At 73.8% G+C, this 15,262-nt stretch carries 12 protein-coding genes; 7 read left to right on the forward strand and 5 right to left on the reverse strand.

Annotated elements, in window-relative coordinates:
- Window positions 1-261: 261 nt before the first annotated feature.
- Window positions 262-1,173, reverse strand: coding sequence for an SGNH/GDSL hydrolase family protein (locus tag ACFY6S_RS15835; RefSeq protein WP_388816544.1), 912 nt, complete (start codon window positions 1,171-1,173; stop codon window positions 262-264).
- 200 nt (window positions 1,174-1,373) lie between these two features.
- Window positions 1,374-2,201: an LLM class F420-dependent oxidoreductase gene (locus ACFY6S_RS15840; protein WP_388816547.1), complete on the reverse strand. Its 828-nt coding sequence runs from the start codon at window positions 2,199-2,201 to the stop codon at window positions 1,374-1,376.
- A 257-nt stretch (window positions 2,202-2,458) separates the two neighbouring features.
- Between ACFY6S_RS15840 and ACFY6S_RS15845 the strand changes: the two genes are divergently transcribed.
- The 4 genes from ACFY6S_RS15845 (at window position 2,459) to ACFY6S_RS15860 (ending at window position 8,234) form a co-directional block, all read left to right on the forward strand.
- Window positions 2,459-4,018, forward strand: coding sequence for a CehA/McbA family metallohydrolase (locus ACFY6S_RS15845; RefSeq protein ID WP_388817996.1), 1,560 nt, complete (start codon window positions 2,459-2,461; stop codon window positions 4,016-4,018).
- A gap of 384 nt (window positions 4,019-4,402) precedes the next feature.
- A complete protein-coding gene (locus ACFY6S_RS15850; RefSeq protein WP_388816550.1) occupies window positions 4,403-7,354 on the forward strand; it encodes a BTAD domain-containing putative transcriptional regulator in 2,952 nt (983 codons plus the stop codon).
- Window positions 7,355-7,724: 370 nt separating this feature from the next.
- Window positions 7,725-7,883 carry a hypothetical protein gene (locus tag ACFY6S_RS15855; RefSeq protein ID WP_388816553.1) on the forward strand — a complete coding sequence of 53 codons (159 nt, stop codon included), beginning with the start codon at window positions 7,725-7,727 and terminating at the stop codon, window positions 7,881-7,883.
- A 150-nt stretch (window positions 7,884-8,033) separates the two neighbouring features.
- Window positions 8,034-8,234 carry a hypothetical protein gene (locus tag ACFY6S_RS15860; protein ID WP_388816556.1) on the forward strand — a complete coding sequence of 67 codons (201 nt, stop codon included), beginning with the start codon at window positions 8,034-8,036 and terminating at the stop codon, window positions 8,232-8,234.
- 99 nt (window positions 8,235-8,333) lie between these two features.
- Here the strand turns inward: ACFY6S_RS15860 and ACFY6S_RS15865 are convergent, their stop codons facing one another.
- Entirely contained in the window at window positions 8,334-8,909 is a 576-nt protein-coding gene (locus ACFY6S_RS15865; RefSeq protein ID WP_388816559.1) for a hypothetical protein, read from the reverse strand.
- Between the two features lie 207 nt (window positions 8,910-9,116).
- On the opposite strand from ACFY6S_RS15865, the gene ACFY6S_RS15870 reads away from it, so the two are divergent.
- Window positions 9,117-9,806 carry a hypothetical protein gene (locus tag ACFY6S_RS15870; RefSeq protein WP_388816562.1) on the forward strand — a complete coding sequence of 230 codons (690 nt, stop codon included), beginning with the start codon at window positions 9,117-9,119 and terminating at the stop codon, window positions 9,804-9,806.
- Between the two features lie 355 nt (window positions 9,807-10,161).
- On the opposite strand, the gene ACFY6S_RS15875 is transcribed toward ACFY6S_RS15870, so the two are convergent.
- Entirely contained in the window at window positions 10,162-10,533 is a 372-nt protein-coding gene (locus tag ACFY6S_RS15875) for a winged helix-turn-helix transcriptional regulator (RefSeq protein WP_388816565.1), read from the reverse strand.
- Window positions 10,534-10,617: 84 nt separating this feature from the next.
- Here ACFY6S_RS15875 and ACFY6S_RS15880 point away from each other — a divergent pair, with 84 nt between their 5' ends.
- Together ACFY6S_RS15880 and ACFY6S_RS15885 are read left to right on the forward strand one after the other, a co-directional pair.
- Complete coding sequence (locus ACFY6S_RS15880; RefSeq protein WP_388816568.1) at window positions 10,618-11,526, forward strand: NAD(P)-dependent oxidoreductase; 909 nt, start codon at window positions 10,618-10,620, stop codon at window positions 11,524-11,526.
- 183 nt (window positions 11,527-11,709) lie between these two features.
- Window positions 11,710-12,690 (forward strand): DUF4232 domain-containing protein, encoded by a 981-nt coding sequence (locus tag ACFY6S_RS15885; protein WP_388816571.1) that lies wholly within the window; start codon window positions 11,710-11,712, stop codon window positions 12,688-12,690.
- 55 nt (window positions 12,691-12,745) lie between these two features.
- On the opposite strand, the gene ACFY6S_RS15890 is transcribed toward ACFY6S_RS15885, so the two are convergent.
- Window positions 12,746-15,193 carry a PQQ-binding-like beta-propeller repeat protein gene (locus tag ACFY6S_RS15890; RefSeq protein ID WP_388816574.1) on the reverse strand — a complete coding sequence of 816 codons (2,448 nt, stop codon included), beginning with the start codon at window positions 15,191-15,193 and terminating at the stop codon, window positions 12,746-12,748.
- Window positions 15,194-15,262: the final 69 nt, after the last annotated feature.

Here is a 15,262-nt window from a genome sequence, read left to right on the forward strand (position 1 = left end):
AATCGAGCATACGAGCGCGCGCGGGGATCATGGAGGTGCACCGAGGGGTGGCAAAGCTCTCCTCCCGGCATCCCCGGCGCCCGTTTGGAGCGGTCGAGGTGCCGGTACCGCACGGAACCGGCCGGGTGCCGCTGGCGCACGGAACCGGCCGGGTGCCGGTGGCACACGGAACCGGCCGGGTGCCGCCGCTCGGCCGGTTCCCGCCGCCTCAGCCGCCGTGTCCCGCGCCGCCGCGCGCGCCCGTGCCGCCGTGCGGTCGGCCTACAGCGCCGTACCCGCGAGTTCCGCGGTGATCAGCCCGGCGATCGCCGTCATCCCCGCCTCCTTGGGGTGGTACGACGCCCGCCCGGCGGCCACCGTGTACTTCTCGATCCACGGGTCGCCCGCGCAGGCGTCGTGGCCCCGGCTCGCGGTGGCGATGTCGATCAGCGTGGCGCCCGCGAGATTCGCGGCGGTGGCGGTCGCCGCCGCGAGCCGGTCGGCGACGCCGCGCTCGAAGGACAACTGGGCGTCGGTGAGCGGGACTCCGGGGCAGGGCGTGGCACCGGGGCCGCCGCCGGCCGCGGGCAGGATCGTCTGGTAGTTGACGAGGAGGACGCGCGCCTGCGGAGCCCTGGCGCGAACGGCGTCCAGCACGTCCTTGATCAGGCCGGAGACACGGTCGCGGTTCCGGTTGATGGCGCCCTGGTCGACGGTTCCGCAGCTGGTGGACGTACCGCTCGTCTGGCAGGAGTACGCGCCGAGGCTGCCCAGGTAGTTCACGTCGTTGCCGCCGATGGTGACGGTGACGAGCCGCGCGTCCGCCGTGACCGCCTCGATCTGCGGCGGCTGGCCCGCCTGGCTCCGGGTGAGGATGTCGGCGGTGGTGGCGCCGCTGCATGTGGCGTCGATCAGGTCCAGGCCCCGCGCGCGGGCGACCTGGCTCGCGTAGTTGCTCTCGGACCGTCCGCAGGCGATGGCGCCGCTGCCCGTCTTGGCGGGCGGTATCCCGGGACCGGCGGCGAAGGAACTGCCCAGCGCCACATAGCGTTGACCGGCATCGAGGGACGCGGCGCCGGCGGGTGCGGCACCGGCCGGCGCGGCGTACAGGAACGCCGCCGCCAGGAGCAGGGGCAGCAGGAGTACGAGGGGGACGGAGGGGGAGGTTCTCGATGGTGACTTCGCCCTGGACACGGCTTCTCGCCTCTCGGTGGGGTGCTGAAGGACCAAGCGCTGAGCAGGCCGAGCCAACCGGCCGGGCACACCCTCGCCCGGCCGGCCACACCTGTCAAGAACACGACACGTCACCGGGCCCTCTCCCGAGCCCTCGACGCCGGCCGGGCCGTGCGGATGCCGGCCGGGCCCACGCGGACACGGCAGCCCGTGCGCCCCGCTCAGACGTACGCCGCGTACGCGTCCAGCGCCCGCAGCACCTCCGCCTCGCCCGCCGACGGCAGCATGACGACCAGCTCCTCGATCCCCAGCTCCGCGTAGTGCGCCAGCTTGCCTTCGCTCGGGACCACCCCGTACGGCACGACCTGGAGGTCGCCCGGGGCCCGGCCCGCCGCCGTCCAAACCTCGCGCAGCGTCGGGATGGACTCCGCGAGGCCCCGGCCGCCGATCGGCAGCCAGCCGTCGGCGCCCTCGGCGATCCCGGCGAACAGCTTCGGGCCCGCCGCGCCGCCGATGAGGACGCGGGGGGTGCCGCGTACCGGCTTGGGATACGCGAGGCTGGCCCGTACCGCGCCGAACTCGCCCTGGTACGCGGTCGGTTCGTCCGCCCACAGCGCGCGCATCAGCGCCAGCCGGTCCTGGGCGAGCGCGCGCCGCTTCGTCCACTCCACTCCGTGGTCGGCGGCCTCCTCCTTGTTCCAGCCGAAGCCGACGCCCAGCGTGAAGCGCCCGCCGGAGAGGTGGTCGAGGGTGGCGATCTGCTTGGCCAGGTCGATCGGGTCGTGCTGGGCGACGAGGGTGATGCCGGTGCCGAGCGCCAGCCGCTCGGTCACGGCGGCGGCCTGGCCGAGGGCGACGAAGGGGTCGAGCGTACGGCCGTATTCGCGGGGCAGTTCGCCCCCGGCGGGGTACGGGCTGGTCCGCTCGACGGGGATGTGGGTGTGCTCGGGGAGGTAGAGGCCCGCGAAACCGCGCTCCTCCAGCTCGCGGGCGAGCCGGACGGGCGTGATCGTCTCGTCGGTGAGGAAGATGGTGGTCGCGATCCGCATGAGTGGGGTCTCCGTCGTCGGCGCGGTGGGACGGCTGTCACCGTACAACCCTTGGTTACTCGCAGGTAGGGGTGCGCGGGACGCCCCGGCCGTGTTTCGGTCATCCGGCAACCCCTCTGCCGTGCGCCCCGGTTCACCGGTCAGCGGCAGAGTGCGTGGACCGTACGAGTCCGGGGCGCGACGGGCGCGGCCGTGCGCGCCGCACCCGTCGCGCCCCGGACACCCGCATCCCCTACGGCACCTCGGGAGCCGCCGTCATGGACAAGGACCGCACCGACCGCGCGAGCGCGGGGCCCGGCAGACGAACGCTCCTGGTGACGGGAGCCGCCGCCGCGCTTACGTTGAGTACCGTGAGCTTCGCGAACGCCGCGCCGGCCGCGGGCGCCGAGGGGCCCGGCGACAGCGGCACCGGCGACCGGACCCGCACCAGGACCGTGCGCGGCACGCTGCCGCCCGGCGCCCCCGACTTCGTGTATCTGCCCGTCGAGGTGCCTCCCGGCGTCAACGAGATGCACGTCGCCTACACCTACGAACGCCCGGCCGTCCCGGCGGGCGCCCAGGGCAACGCCCTCGACATCGGGATCTTCGACGAACGGGGCACCCGGCTGGGCGGTCCGGGGTTCCGGGGCTGGTCGGGCGGCGCCCGCACCGAGTTCTTCCTGCGGGCGGACGCGGCCACCCCCGGCTACCTCCCCGGCCCGGTGGGCGCGGGCACCTGGCACATCGCGCTCGGCCCGTACACCGTCGCCCCCGAAGGGCTGGCATACGAGGTGACGATCACGCTCAGGTTCGGCCCGCCGGCGCCGGGCGGGACGCCCGTGCCCGTGTATCCGCCCCCGCGCGCCAAGGGGCGCGGGCGGGCCTGGTACCGGGGCGACTGCCACATCCACTCCGTGCACTCCGACGGGCAGCGCGCCCCCGCCGAGATCGCCGCGCTGGCGCGCGCCGCCGGGCTCGACTTCATCAACACCAGCGAGCACAACACCCCCTCGGCGCACGGCGCGTGGGAGGGCCTGTGGGGCGACGACCTGCTGATCCTGACGGGCGAGGAGGTCACCACCCGCAACGGCCATGTCGTGGCCCTCGGGATGGACGGCGGCACCTTCGTCGACTGGCGCTACCGCGCCCGCGACAACCGGTTCGGCCACTTCGCCCGCGAGATCCGCCGGGCCGGCGGGCTGGTGGTCCCGGCGCACCCGCACGGCACCTGCCTCGGCTGCAACTGGAAGTTCGGCTTCGCCGACGCCGACGCGGTGGAGGTCTGGAACGGCCCGTACACGCCCGACGACGAGGTCTCTCTCGCCGAGTGGGACAACCTGCTGGTGTCGGCGGCCCGTTCGGGGCGCCCGTGGACCCCGGCGATGGGCGGCAGCGACGCCCACCGCGAGCCCGACGCCATCGGCACCCCGCAGACGGTGGTGCTGGCGGACGACCTCTCCCGCGAGGCCGTCCTCGCCGGTCTGCGCGCGGGCCGCAGCTATGTCGCGGAGTCGGCGCGCGTCTCGCTCTCCCTGACCGCCACCGGCGGCAGGGGCGGCCACGCGGGCATCGGCGAGCGGCTGCGCGTGGCCCCGGACGCCCCGGTCACCGTACGGCTGGAGGTCACCGGAGCCCCTGGCCGCACCGCCCGCTTCGTCACCGACCAGGGCATCCTGCACACCGTGACGCTGCCCGGCACGGGGACGGGAACGGCCGAGTGGCGCACCACCGCCTCCTACGCCTCCTATGTACGGGCCGAAGTGCGCCACGCCCCCACCGCGCCGCCCCTCCCGGGCGCCCTGGCCGCCTTCACCAACCCGGTGTTCCTCGGGGAGTGACCCCGGTGTTTCTCGGGCAGTGACCCCGGTGTTCCTCGGGGAGCGACCCCGGTGTTTCTCGGGCAGTGACCCCGGTGTTCCTCGGGGAGCGACGGGGCGGGCTGGCCCGCGGGCGTACGGGGACGCGCGGGGACGTATCCGGCGCGTCCGGTTACGCCCGCGCGTCCGTCACGAACACCACACATCCCACGGATGTCCCACGAACTCCCCACGCTCCACGCGCGATCCACTTCCCCGCCCCACCCGCACCGGACGCCCCGGCGACCACCCGGCGTCTCGATCCTGTCGCGGCCTTGTGCAGACCGCGACTCACTGCTGACTCGCGGGCCCCGACAAGGCAGACTGTCGAAGGCGATACCGGCATGAGCGGGGGCAGGGGGAGCTATGGAACACGACGGCGGGCCTCGGGCGCCGGAGCAGCGGGCTCCGGCCGCGACGGGCGAGCGTGACGGGCTGCGGTTCAGCGTGCTCGGACCCGTACGCGCCTGGCGTGGCACCGAGACGCTGTCCTCCGGATCGCCGCAGCAGCGCGCGCTGCTGGCGGCCCTGCTGCTGCGCGACGGACGCACGGCCACCGCGGGCGAGCTGATCGACGCGCTGTGGGGCGACGAACCGCCGTCGCGGGCGCTGGCCGCCGTGCGGACGTACGCCTCCCGGCTGCGCAAGGTGCTCAACCCCGGGGTGCTGGTCAGCGAGTCGGGAGGCTACGCCCTGCGGACCACCCCCGAGGCCCTCGATCTGAACCTGGCCGAGGAGCTGGCCGGGGACGCGGACCGGGCGCGGGCGGCCGGCGACCGCCGCCAGGCCAGGACGCTGATCAACAAGTCGCTGGACCTGTGGAACGGCGAGGCGCTGGCCTCCGTACCCGGCCCGTACGCCGAGACGCAGCGGGCCCGGCTGGAGGAATGGCGGCTCCAGCTCACGGAGGCGCGACTTGACATGGACCTGGAGGCCGGCTGCCACGCGGAGGCCGTCTCCGAACTGACCTCGCTGACCGCCGCGCATCCGCTGCGCGAGCGGCTGCGGGAGCTGCTGATGCTCGCCCTCTACCGCAGCGGCCGGCAGGCCGAGGCCCTCGCCGTGTACGCCGACACCCGCCGGCTGCTCGCCGAGGAGCTGGGCGTCGACCCGTGCGCCGAGCTGTCACGGCTCCAGGAGCGCATCCTGCGCGCCGACACCGAACTGGCCCGCCCCAAGGAGGAGTCGGCGCCCGCGCACTCCGTACTGCGCCCCGCTCAGCTCCCCGCCACCGTCCCGGACTTCACCGGCCGCGCGGCCTTCGTACAGGAGCTGGGCGACCGGCTGGCCACCGCCGAGGGGTCCGTGATGGCGGTGTCGGCGCTCGCCGGCATCGGCGGTGTCGGCAAGACGACACTCGCCGTCCATGTCGCCCAGGCGGCGCGGGAGCACTTCCCCGACGGGCAGCTGTACGTGGACCTCCAGGGCGCGGGCACCCGGAGCGCCGAGCCGGCGACCGTCCTGGGTTCGTTCCTGCGCGCGCTCGGCCTGCCCGTCGCCGCGATCCCCGACTCGGTCGAGGACCGTTCCGCGCTCTACCGCTCCACGCTGGCCGGCCGCCGCGTCCTGGTGCTGCTGGACAACGCCAGGGACGCCGCCCAGCTGCGCCCGCTGCTGCCCGGCACGGCCGGCTGCGCGGCGCTGGTGACCAGCCGGGGCCGGATGGTCGACCTGGCCGGGGCGCATCTGGTCGACCTGGACGTGATGTCCCCGGAGGAGGCCCTCCAGCTGTTCACCCGCATCGTCGGCCGGGAGCGCGTGGGTGCGGAGCGCGAGGCGGCGCTCGACGTCGTCGCCGCGTGCGGCTTCCTGCCGCTGGCCATCCGGATCGCGGCGTCCCGGCTCGCCTCCCGGCGCACCTGGACCGTCTCCGTACTCGCCGCGAAACTCGCGGACGAGCGGCGCAGGCTGGACGAACTCCAGGCGGGCGACCTCGCGGTCAAGGCCACGTTCGAGCTGGGCTACGGAGCCCTCGACCCGTCCCAGGCGCGCGCCTTCCGGCTGCTCGGCCTCGCCGACGGTCCCGACATCTCCCTCCCGGCGGCGGCGGCCGTCCTCGACCTGCCGGCCCAGGACGCCGAGGACCTGCTGGAGTCGCTCGTCGACACCTCTCTGCTGGAGTCCGCCGCTCCGGGCCGCTACCGCTACCACGATCTGGTCCGGCTCTACGCGCGTGCCTGCGCGGAACGTGACGAACAGTCCGAGTCCGAGCGGCACTCCGCACTCTCCCGGCTGCTGGACTTCTATCTGGCGACGGCGGCGAACGCCTACGCGCTGGAACGGCGGGGGGACCGGCTGCCGGACCTGCTGGAACCCACGTCGTATCCGGGGCTGTCGTTCACCGACCGGCACGACGGGGAGGACTGGCTCTACACCGAGGCCAACTGCCTGCTGGCCTGCGCGCACCAGTCGGCCCGTCCCGGCACCCTGCGCCGGGCGGTGGACCTGCTGTGGGTGTCGCTCGACCTGAGCGAGTCCGGCGCCAACTCCAAGGAGTACGAGACCACGGCGGCGGGGGTGCTGACCGCGGCGCGCGCCTGCGGCGACCCGTGGGCGGAGGGGCGCGCGCTGATCAACATGTGCATCGCGCACCGGGTCGCGGGACAGTTCGGCGAGGCCGAGCGGGAGGCGGAGCAGGCCCTGGTCCTGGCGCACCGCACCAACGACCTGATGACCAAGGCGTGGGCTTCGAACCACTGGGGCATCTTCGCCTACTACCAGAACCGGTTCGCTGAGGGCGAGCGTCATCTGACACAGGCGATGGAGGACTTCCGCGAGGGCGGGGACGAGGCCGGGGAGGCGTCCGCGCTCTGCAATCTCTCGCGCGCCCGGCTCGCCCTGGGCCGTACGGCGAGCGCGATCGCCCTCGCCCAGCGGGGCATGGAGATCTACGACCGGACGGGCAATACCCTGCGGGGCGCGAACGCGCGTTACGCGCTGGGGATCGCACTCGTCCAGAACGGTCATCTCACCGACGCGGCCGACCGGTTCACGGAGGCCCTGGCGACCTTCCGGGACAGCCGGCAGCGGCTGTGGGAGGGGATGGCGCTGTTCCGGCTCGCCGAGATCGACCTGCTGGCCCGCCGTGCCGCGCAGGCCGCCTCGAACGCCGAGATGGCGCTGACCGTGCTGCGGGGCGTGGGCGGCGACTGGCGCCGCGCCAACGTGCTGATGACGCTGGGGCACGCCCTGAACAGCATCGGCCAGACGCGCCGCGCGCAGGTCTGCTGGCGCGACGCCCTCGCCACGTACGAGAAGCAGGGCTCGCCCGAGGCGGCGGACGTGCACGCCCTGCTCTCGTCGGTGGCCGCGGCCTGAGCGGCGGCGGGGGCGCGGGTACACGGGTACGGGCACGGGCGGACGCCGGTACAAGCACAAGTACGGGTACGGGTACGGGTACGGGTACGGGTACGGGCGGGCGTGTGCCGCGCCCGCCGGATGCGCGCCACCGGCCGCGCCCCTGCCCGGGCCGCCGTCCGGGCTCTGGTCTGGGCGTTCATCATTCGTTTAGCGCGGCGTGGCAGAGTCGTCCCTGTCGATCCGTCGCGTCGGGGGGCAGACGGATCGATGTCAGGCCGTGCCCCTAGGGTGAGCGGCCCTGAGTAGCCCGTCCGGCAGTCGACCGGGGGAACCGCCGGACGGGCCTCATCGCCCCATCGCTCGCAGCAACACAAGGGAGTTCACGACCATGGTCGAGAAGACGAAGGACACCGTCGTCAAGCCGCAGGGTGACGCGCACATCACCGGCGGCCCCGAGACCACGGCCAAGCCGCAGGGTGACGCGCACATCACCGGTGGGTCGCAGGACACCACCGACGACGCGCACATCACGGGGGAACCTGCCTAGGTCTGCCTGAGAACGCCTCTTCGACGGGGGTGACGACCGCGGCGGCGCGGAGGGGGAGCCGTCGCGGTCGTGGCATGTCCGGACCCTCTCGGCCGGCAGCTCGGCCATCACCTCAGCTCCGCCCATCGAGTCCCGCCGGAAAGGTATGACATGACCCTCGCCAAGCGCGTCCTGATCACTACGGCCCTTGTGGCCGCCGCAGCCGCCGGAGCCGCCTCACCGGCCCTCGCGGGCGACAGCCACCTCACCGGGGACAGCCACCTCACGGGTGATGTCCACATCACGAGTGACGTCCACATCACCGGCGACAGCGGCGCCGTCGTGACCCCGCAGGACAGCCACCTCACCTGAGCGCCGGAAAAGGGCCGGGCCCGTGGGCGGACGTGATCGGTCCGCTCACGGGCCCGGCCCTTCTCTCCCTCGCGACGTGGCGCCGGGACCCGGGACGGCTCAGCTCTCGACCGTCGCGTCCACCTCGCACGTACGGACGCGGGTCACCTTCCGCGGGTGGTCCATGGGCACCCGGACCGTGCGGGTCTCGCCGCTGCCCAGGGTGACCTCGGCGTCTCCGGTGTCGACGTACGAGCCGACGGCGTCCGTGAACGTCACGTCGATGTCGTAGGTCCGCGTCGACTGCCCGGCGGCCTCCAGCCGTACCGTCGCGTAGGTGACGGCCTTCCGCTTGCCGCGCGCCGGGCGCACGCAGGTGACGATCCGCGCCTCCGCTCCGTCCGCCGTCGACGTGGAGCCGCCGGACGAGGAGCCGTGCTCGTCGTACGCGTCGTGGTGCGTGCCGGTGCCCGAGCGGTACCCGGAGCCCGATCCCGAGGACGAGGACGATCCCGAGGACGAGGAGCCGTTGCCCTTCTCCGGACTGGAGCAGCCGCTTCCGCCACCGCTTCCGCCGTGACCCGATCCCCGCGACCGGGACTTGGACTTGCCCGCCGACGAGAAGCCCGTCAGCGCCAGCACCACCGCGACCAGTACGGCCGTGATTTTGAGCCGTCGATATACCCGACGTGTCACAACGATCCACTCCCCCGTGCCCGCCCATGGACCCGTCGCCCATGAACCTGTCAATCGCGGGCGTCAACCTACCAGCGGGACCGCGCGCCTCGGGCCCGGCGCGACGAACGTCCGGCACGCGCGCTCGCCGCCACATGGCGTACGCCGGTGACCCGGCGTAGCGTCGGCAGCCGGAGCAGGATTCCGTACCGCCCGGGGAGGCCGGCGATGGTCCGCAACGTCATCGGTTCGCTGCTCGCGCTCGCCGGAGCGGCCGCCGCCGTCTTCAGCCCCTTCCGTGCCTGGTACGACGGGAGAGCGGGGCGCGATTACCGCGTCACCGAACTGTTCGGCGGCATCTCCGGCAGCGGTTCGGGCGTCCTCATGTCGCTGCTGCTGCCCTTCGCCTGTGCCGCGCTGCTCACCCTGATCGCGCTGGCCCTGCGCTCAAGGCTGTTGGTGGCGCTCGCCGGGCTGGCCGTTGTCGGCTTCACCGTGCTGTGGATGGTGCGGCAGGGCCAGTCGACGGGCAGCCTCACCCTGGCCGGTGACGGCTCGGGGCTCGGTGTCGGGGTCGCGTACGCCCTGGGCGGCGGGGTGGTGCTGCTGCTGGCCGCGCTGACGATGAGCGGGCGCCGCCGCGTACGGCCGTCCGGCGGATACCCCGACGCGCGGGACGAGGACGCCGGGTACGGGAACCAGGGCTACGAGGGCTACGGGGGCTACGGGGATCAGGGGTACGCCTACCCTCCGGCGCAGGAGCCCCGGGAGCCCCACGCGCCGGGTCCCCACCCGCCCCCGCGCGACGAGTGGTCCGACCCGGCACACGACGGTTGGGCCCCCGACGCGTGGTCCCACGACGGCGACACCCAGTCCCTGCCCGTCGTCCGGAGACCGCCGCACGGCCGGGATGCCTAGGGCGCGTCGCGCGAGTGCCGGTCGCGACCGCTCGTCGACGGCGGTTCCGGGAAAGCCCCCGTGTTTCCGGGCGCGGGCCGGAACCTTTCACCGGAGCCTGACGTCGTGTCCGGTACCGGTGATTCGTCGAGGGGGCGCTGTGGGAGCTGATCCGCCGTGGTGGACCATCATCGTGATCTCAGCGGGGGTGACGGTGGTCCTTGGGGCAGTCCTTCTGTCCGCGATCGCCGCGGTCGCTCTCGGAGCGGGCTGGGTGCGGCGGAGGTACCGCCGCTGAACGGCCTGCTTCGGCGCGTCCGTTGACGCTTCCCTGCTCGGTCGACCGCGGTGCGCACCCGCCCGGCACCGTGACCGCTCAGCCGGGTGAGGTCTCGGCCGCGCCGACCGTTTCGGCGCCTTCGCGACGTATCCGCTCACCTCCCCAGGCGCCGAGCGGCCCGAGCGCCCGGTTGAGGGTGTGCCCGTGCTCGGTCAGCGAGTACTCCACCCGCGGCGGCACCTCGGCATGGACCTTCCGGTGCACCAGTCCGTCGTCCTCCATCTCGCGCAGGTGCTGGGTCAGCATCTTCTCGCTCACTCCGGGCAGGCCGCGGCGGAGCTGGGCGAAGCGGCGTACGCGATGGGCGTCGAGTTCCCAGAGGATCAGTCCCTTCCACTTGCCGCTCACCACGTCGAGCGCGGCGTCGATGCCGCAGACGTAAGGCCCGCGTCTCGGTGCCCTGGCCATCACCGGTCTCCTCACTGAAAGGTAAGTACCGCAGTAAATAGTGGGTACTTCCGAAGAGTATGGGCGCTCTCCGAGCATGGAGAGGTGAACGAACAACAGCACCACACCACCAAGCAGGACAGCGCCGTCACCGTGATCGGGCTCGGCCCGATGGGCCGGGCGATGACCCGCGTCCTCCTGGCCGCCGGCCACCCGGTCACCGTCTGGAACCGCACCGCCGGCCGGGCCGACGACGTGGTCGCCGCCGGAGCGACGCTCGCGGCGACACCCGGCGAGGCGGTCGAGGCGAGCGGCCTCGTGATCCTCAGCCTCACCGACTACCGGGCGATGTACGACACCCTCGGCGGCGCCACCGCGTCGCTCACCGGCCGGACGCTGGTCAACCTGAGCTCTGACACCCCCGACCGCACCCGCGAGGCGGCGTCCTGGGCGGCGGGCCACGGCGCCGCCTTCCTCAGCGGAGGTGTCATGGTCCCGGCGCCGTTGGTCGGCGCGGAGGCGGCCCACGTCTACTACAGCGGCCCCGACGAGGTGCTGGAGAACCACCGGGCGGCGTTGGCGCTGCTCGGCACACCGAAGTACCTGGGGGAGGACCCGGGTCTCGCCCAGTTGATGTACCAGGCCCAACTCGCGGTGTTCCTGACCACCTTGTCGGGGCTGATGCACGCCACCGCGATGCTGGGCGCCGCGGGAATGAAGGCCGAGGACGTGCTGCCGGAGTTGCTCTCCTTCACCGACTCGATCGGCGACATCGCGAGGGCCGGCGAAGAGAGCCCCGGCGCCGCGCTCGACGCGGGAGAACACCCCGGCGACCTCAGCACCGTCACCATGATGGGCGCGACGTCCGACCACATCGTCGAGACCAGCACGTCGCTCGGTCTCGACCTCGCGCTTCCCCGGACCGTGCAGGCCCACTACCGGCGCGCGATCGAGAACGGACACGGCGGCGACAACTGGACCCGCATCATCGACAGCATCCGAGAGCCGCGCTGACCGAACGCGGGGAGGATGAACGTCCCCGTCCGGCAAGGCTGTTGCTGTCCGCGACCCATGTCGCGGACAGCAGCGGCCCGCCGGCCCGCCATGGGCCCCTCCCGGCCCGCTTGTGACTCCCCTGTGACCGGAAATATGGCCTCCATCACGCTCGTTGGGGCGGCCTCCTGATGTGATGACCGGATGAGCAGACCTGCCTTTCTCCGACCGCCCCTCACCTCGGCCGCGCCCCTCCCGGTGGCCGTCGCCGCCCTCGCCCTGCTGCTCGCCGGCTGCGGGACGCAGCACGCCGCCGCCGGGAACGCTGACGCCCGGAACACCGTCGCGGACCCGTCGGCGCCGTCCCGCACACAGGTCGACGATCCGGGCAAGGACGGCGTGCGGATCACCTCACTGACCCTCCCGTCGCCCTACCCCTCCCCCTCGCCCGTCCGCAGCGGCTCCGTCTCGCCCGAGAGCCTGATCCCGCAGGCGGACTCGGGGATCTCCGCCGCCTACGAGGTCACCAACGAGGGCACCGAGGCCCTGACCTACTCGGTCGTCTTCACCTTCACGAGCGCTGACGGCGGGGCCATGGCCAACCCGACCGCGACCGTGCGCGACGTCGGGCCCGGCAAGACCGTGCGCGGCACGGTCGGGGCCGGCGAACTGCCGCCCACCACGCCCCGGGTGACGGGCGTGAAGGTGCTCACCGTGACCAAGATCCCCGCGGACGAGGCACCGGCAGAGCCGGGCATCTGCCCCGCCTCCGGAATCCGGGTCGGCATCGACCAGGGCGACGCGGCCATGGGGCTGCGCGTCGTGGGCCTGCACCTCGACAACTGCGGCACGCGCGCTTACTCCGTCGAGGGCTATCCGCTGCTGGAACTCCTCGACGACGACCGCGAGCCCGTCGACGGCGTGGAGATCCTCGACGGCAGCGGCGCGATCACGCCCGCTGCCGGCTCCGACGAACCGCCCCGGCCCGTCACGCTCCAGCCCGGCGAGTCGGCGACCTCCGGCCTGGTGTGGCGCAACACCACCGGGTCCGGTACGGCGGTGAACGTGCCCTACGTGCGGGTCCGGGTGAAGACCGGCGCCGACCCGGTGACCGTGACCCCGAACCTCGATCTGGGCACCACCGGAAGGCTCGGGGTCAGAGCGTGGACGAAGGCGGAGCGCTAGAGTCCGGGCGGGCCACCGGCCGCCGACCCGCCACCGGCCGCCGGTCCGCCACCCGCTAGCGGCCCGCTCCGCGCCCGGTGGCCGTGCCCTTCACCGCGTCCAGCGCGTAGACGCACCGGTCCTTGCTGCACGCGTACACCACGCCCCGGCGCGCCACCGGCGAGCCGGTGATCTCGCCGCCCGTCGCCAGCTTCCAGCGCAGCTGGCCGCCGCTCGCGTCCAGCGTGTACAGCACGTGGTCGGCGGAGCCGAAGTGCAGCCGTCCGTCGGCGACGACCGGGGCGCCGATGACCTCGCCGCCCGCCGCGAAGCGCCACTTGGGGGTGCCCGTCACCGCGTCCAGCGTGTAGAGGGCGCTGCCGCTGCCGACGTGGACATTGCCGTCGGCGACGAGCACCGGCTCGATCGACTGGCGGGACTCGGTGGCGATCCGCCAGCGGTCCTTGCCGGTGGCGGCGTCCAGCGCGTACACCGTGCCGAGGTAGTCGGCGAGATAGACACCGCCGCCCGCCACCGCCGGTCCGGGGGCGAAGGCGGGCGGCGAGAGGAAGACGGCCGGTGCCTCGAAGTGCCAGCGCACATGGCCGCTCGCGATGTCGATCGACAGCACGCGCGGACCGGCCGAGACGTACAGCCCGCCGTCGGAGGCCGGACTCACCCGAACGGGGACCCCGCCGCAGGACGCGGCGTCCCCCACCGGGTACGACCAGCGCTCGGCGCCCGTGCGCGCGTCCAGCGCCAGCAGCCTGCCGTCCTGCCACGCGTACACCGTGCCGTCGTGGACTGCGGGCCCCGCCTCGGGCGTCTCGAAGTCCGTCTGGGCCCCCGACAGTTCCCACAGCTTCTCGCCGTTCGCCGCCTCCCACGCCTGGATGCCGCCGCCGCGCGTGCCGGTGACGACCGTGCCCCGGTCGACCTTGAGGGAGTACACCCAGGCGTCGGTCTGGAGCCGCCAGCGCTCCGAGCCGTCCTTGCCGTCGAGCGCGTACAGCGTCGGTCCGTCGGAGGCGTGGATACGGCCCCCGGCGACGGCCATCGCCCACGCCACGTCGCGCGTCTTGAACTGGCGCCGTCCGCTGCCCACGTCCAGCGCGTGCACCTCGAAGGAGGTGACGTAGAGCAGATCGCCGTCGACGACGGGCGTTCCCCAGACGTCGTTGGACATCCGGAACCGCCAGGGGCGCCAGGGGGCGGGCGCCGCGTCGGGCGGCCTGGTGGGCGCGGGCACCGGCGGGGCGAGCGGGGCCGGCAGGGGACCCGGCGCCGCGTCCGGGCCGATGAGCCCGGCCGGCGGTCTGATCCAGCCGGTGGCCGGCCCCGCGTCGGCGACGACCACGCCGTGCGTGTCCGCGACCCGGAGCCCCGGCCCGATCGGCACCGGCGCGCCGGGCAGCCGGACCGGGCCGTCGGAGGACGCGGACGGCGGGGCGGGCCGGGTGAGGGGCAGCGGCGGCGCGGACGGCGGATGCGGCTGCGTCGCCCGGCCGGGGTCCACCCGCCGGCCCCCTTCCGGCTGCCACCCGGCCTCCCGGTCGGACGCCTGCGGGGGCAGGGGCGGCCGGGGCGGCGCGGCGAGCGGCTCGGCCGGGCGTACGGGGGCGGGCGCCCGGCCGCCCGCCCGGCGGCGCTCGATCATCTCGGTGGCGACATCGGGCAGCCAGGCCGACGCCGTACCGCTGTCGTCGCTGCCCGAGGCGAACAGGTGCGGGGCCAGCTGCGCCTGGAGATCGGCCGGGGTGGGCCGCAGCGAGGGGTCCATCTGCATGCACGACTCGATCAGCGGTCTCAGCTCGTCCGGCAGCCCTTCGATGTCCGGGCCCTCGCGCAGCAGCATGAAGACCGTCTCGACGGGGTTCGCCCCGTGGAAGGGCGCGTGCCCGGTCGCGGCGAAGACCAGGGTGGAGCCGAGCGAGAAGATGTCGCTCGCGCCGGTGACGCTGCGCGAGTCGCGGGCCTGCTCGGGGGACATGTAGGCGGGGGTGCCGACGGCGACGTTGGTCATGGTCAGCCGGGTGTTGGAGACCCCGGAGGCGATACCGAAGTCGATGACGCGCGGCCCGTCCTCCACCACCAGCACGTTGGACGGCTTCAGGTCGCGGTGCACGAGGCTGGCGCCGTGGATCGACTGGAGCGCCTCCGCGATCCCCGCGGCCAGCCACCGCACGGCCTGGGTGGGCATGGGCCCGCACTCACTCACTATCTCCTCGAGTGAGGGAGCGGGCACATAGGCCGTCGCGAGCCAGGGCACCGCGGCCCGGGGATCGGCGTCGACCACGGCAGCGGTGTAGAACCCGCTGACCGCGCGGGCGGCCTCCACCTCACGTGTGAACCGGACCCGGAACAGCTGGTCCTCGGCAAGCTCGGTTCGTACCGTCTTGATCGCCACTCGGCGGCCCGACGCCGAGCGCGCGAGATAGACCAGCCCCATGCCGCCGGCTCCGAGCCTCATCAGCACCTCGAAAGGGCCGATACGCCTCGGGTCGTGCTGCGTCAGCTGCTCCACTTGCCTGCCACCTCCCCGTACGGGCCACAAAGGTACGGCCCCGTGTGGCCCCTGATTCTTCCTGTCGGA

Source organism: Streptomyces sp. NPDC012835 (assembly GCF_042900885.1).
In the GTDB taxonomy this organism is placed as follows: domain Bacteria; phylum Actinomycetota; class Actinomycetes; order Streptomycetales; family Streptomycetaceae; genus Streptomyces.

Bases quoted from the DNA above. Each gene is read 5' to 3' on its own strand.
- ACFY6S_RS15875 (WP_388816565.1), bottom strand. From the start codon at position 10,533: ATGGCCAGGGCACCGAGACGCGGGCCTTACGTCTGCGGCATCGACGCC.
- ACFY6S_RS15845 (WP_388817996.1), top strand. From the start codon at position 2,459: ATGGACAAGGACCGCACCGACCGCGCGAGCGCGGGGCCCGGCAGACGA.
- ACFY6S_RS15850 (WP_388816550.1), top strand. From the start codon at position 4,403: ATGGAACACGACGGCGGGCCTCGGGCGCCGGAGCAGCGGGCTCCGGCC.
- ACFY6S_RS15840 (WP_388816547.1), bottom strand. From the start codon at position 2,201: ATGCGGATCGCGACCACCATCTTCCTCACCGACGAGACGATCACGCCC.
- ACFY6S_RS15855 (WP_388816553.1), top strand. From the start codon at position 7,725: ATGGTCGAGAAGACGAAGGACACCGTCGTCAAGCCGCAGGGTGACGCG.
- ACFY6S_RS15870 (WP_388816562.1), top strand. From the start codon at position 9,117: ATGGTCCGCAACGTCATCGGTTCGCTGCTCGCGCTCGCCGGAGCGGCC.
- ACFY6S_RS15860 (WP_388816556.1), top strand. From the start codon at position 8,034: ATGACCCTCGCCAAGCGCGTCCTGATCACTACGGCCCTTGTGGCCGCC.
- ACFY6S_RS15885 (WP_388816571.1), top strand. From the start codon at position 11,710: ATGAGCAGACCTGCCTTTCTCCGACCGCCCCTCACCTCGGCCGCGCCC.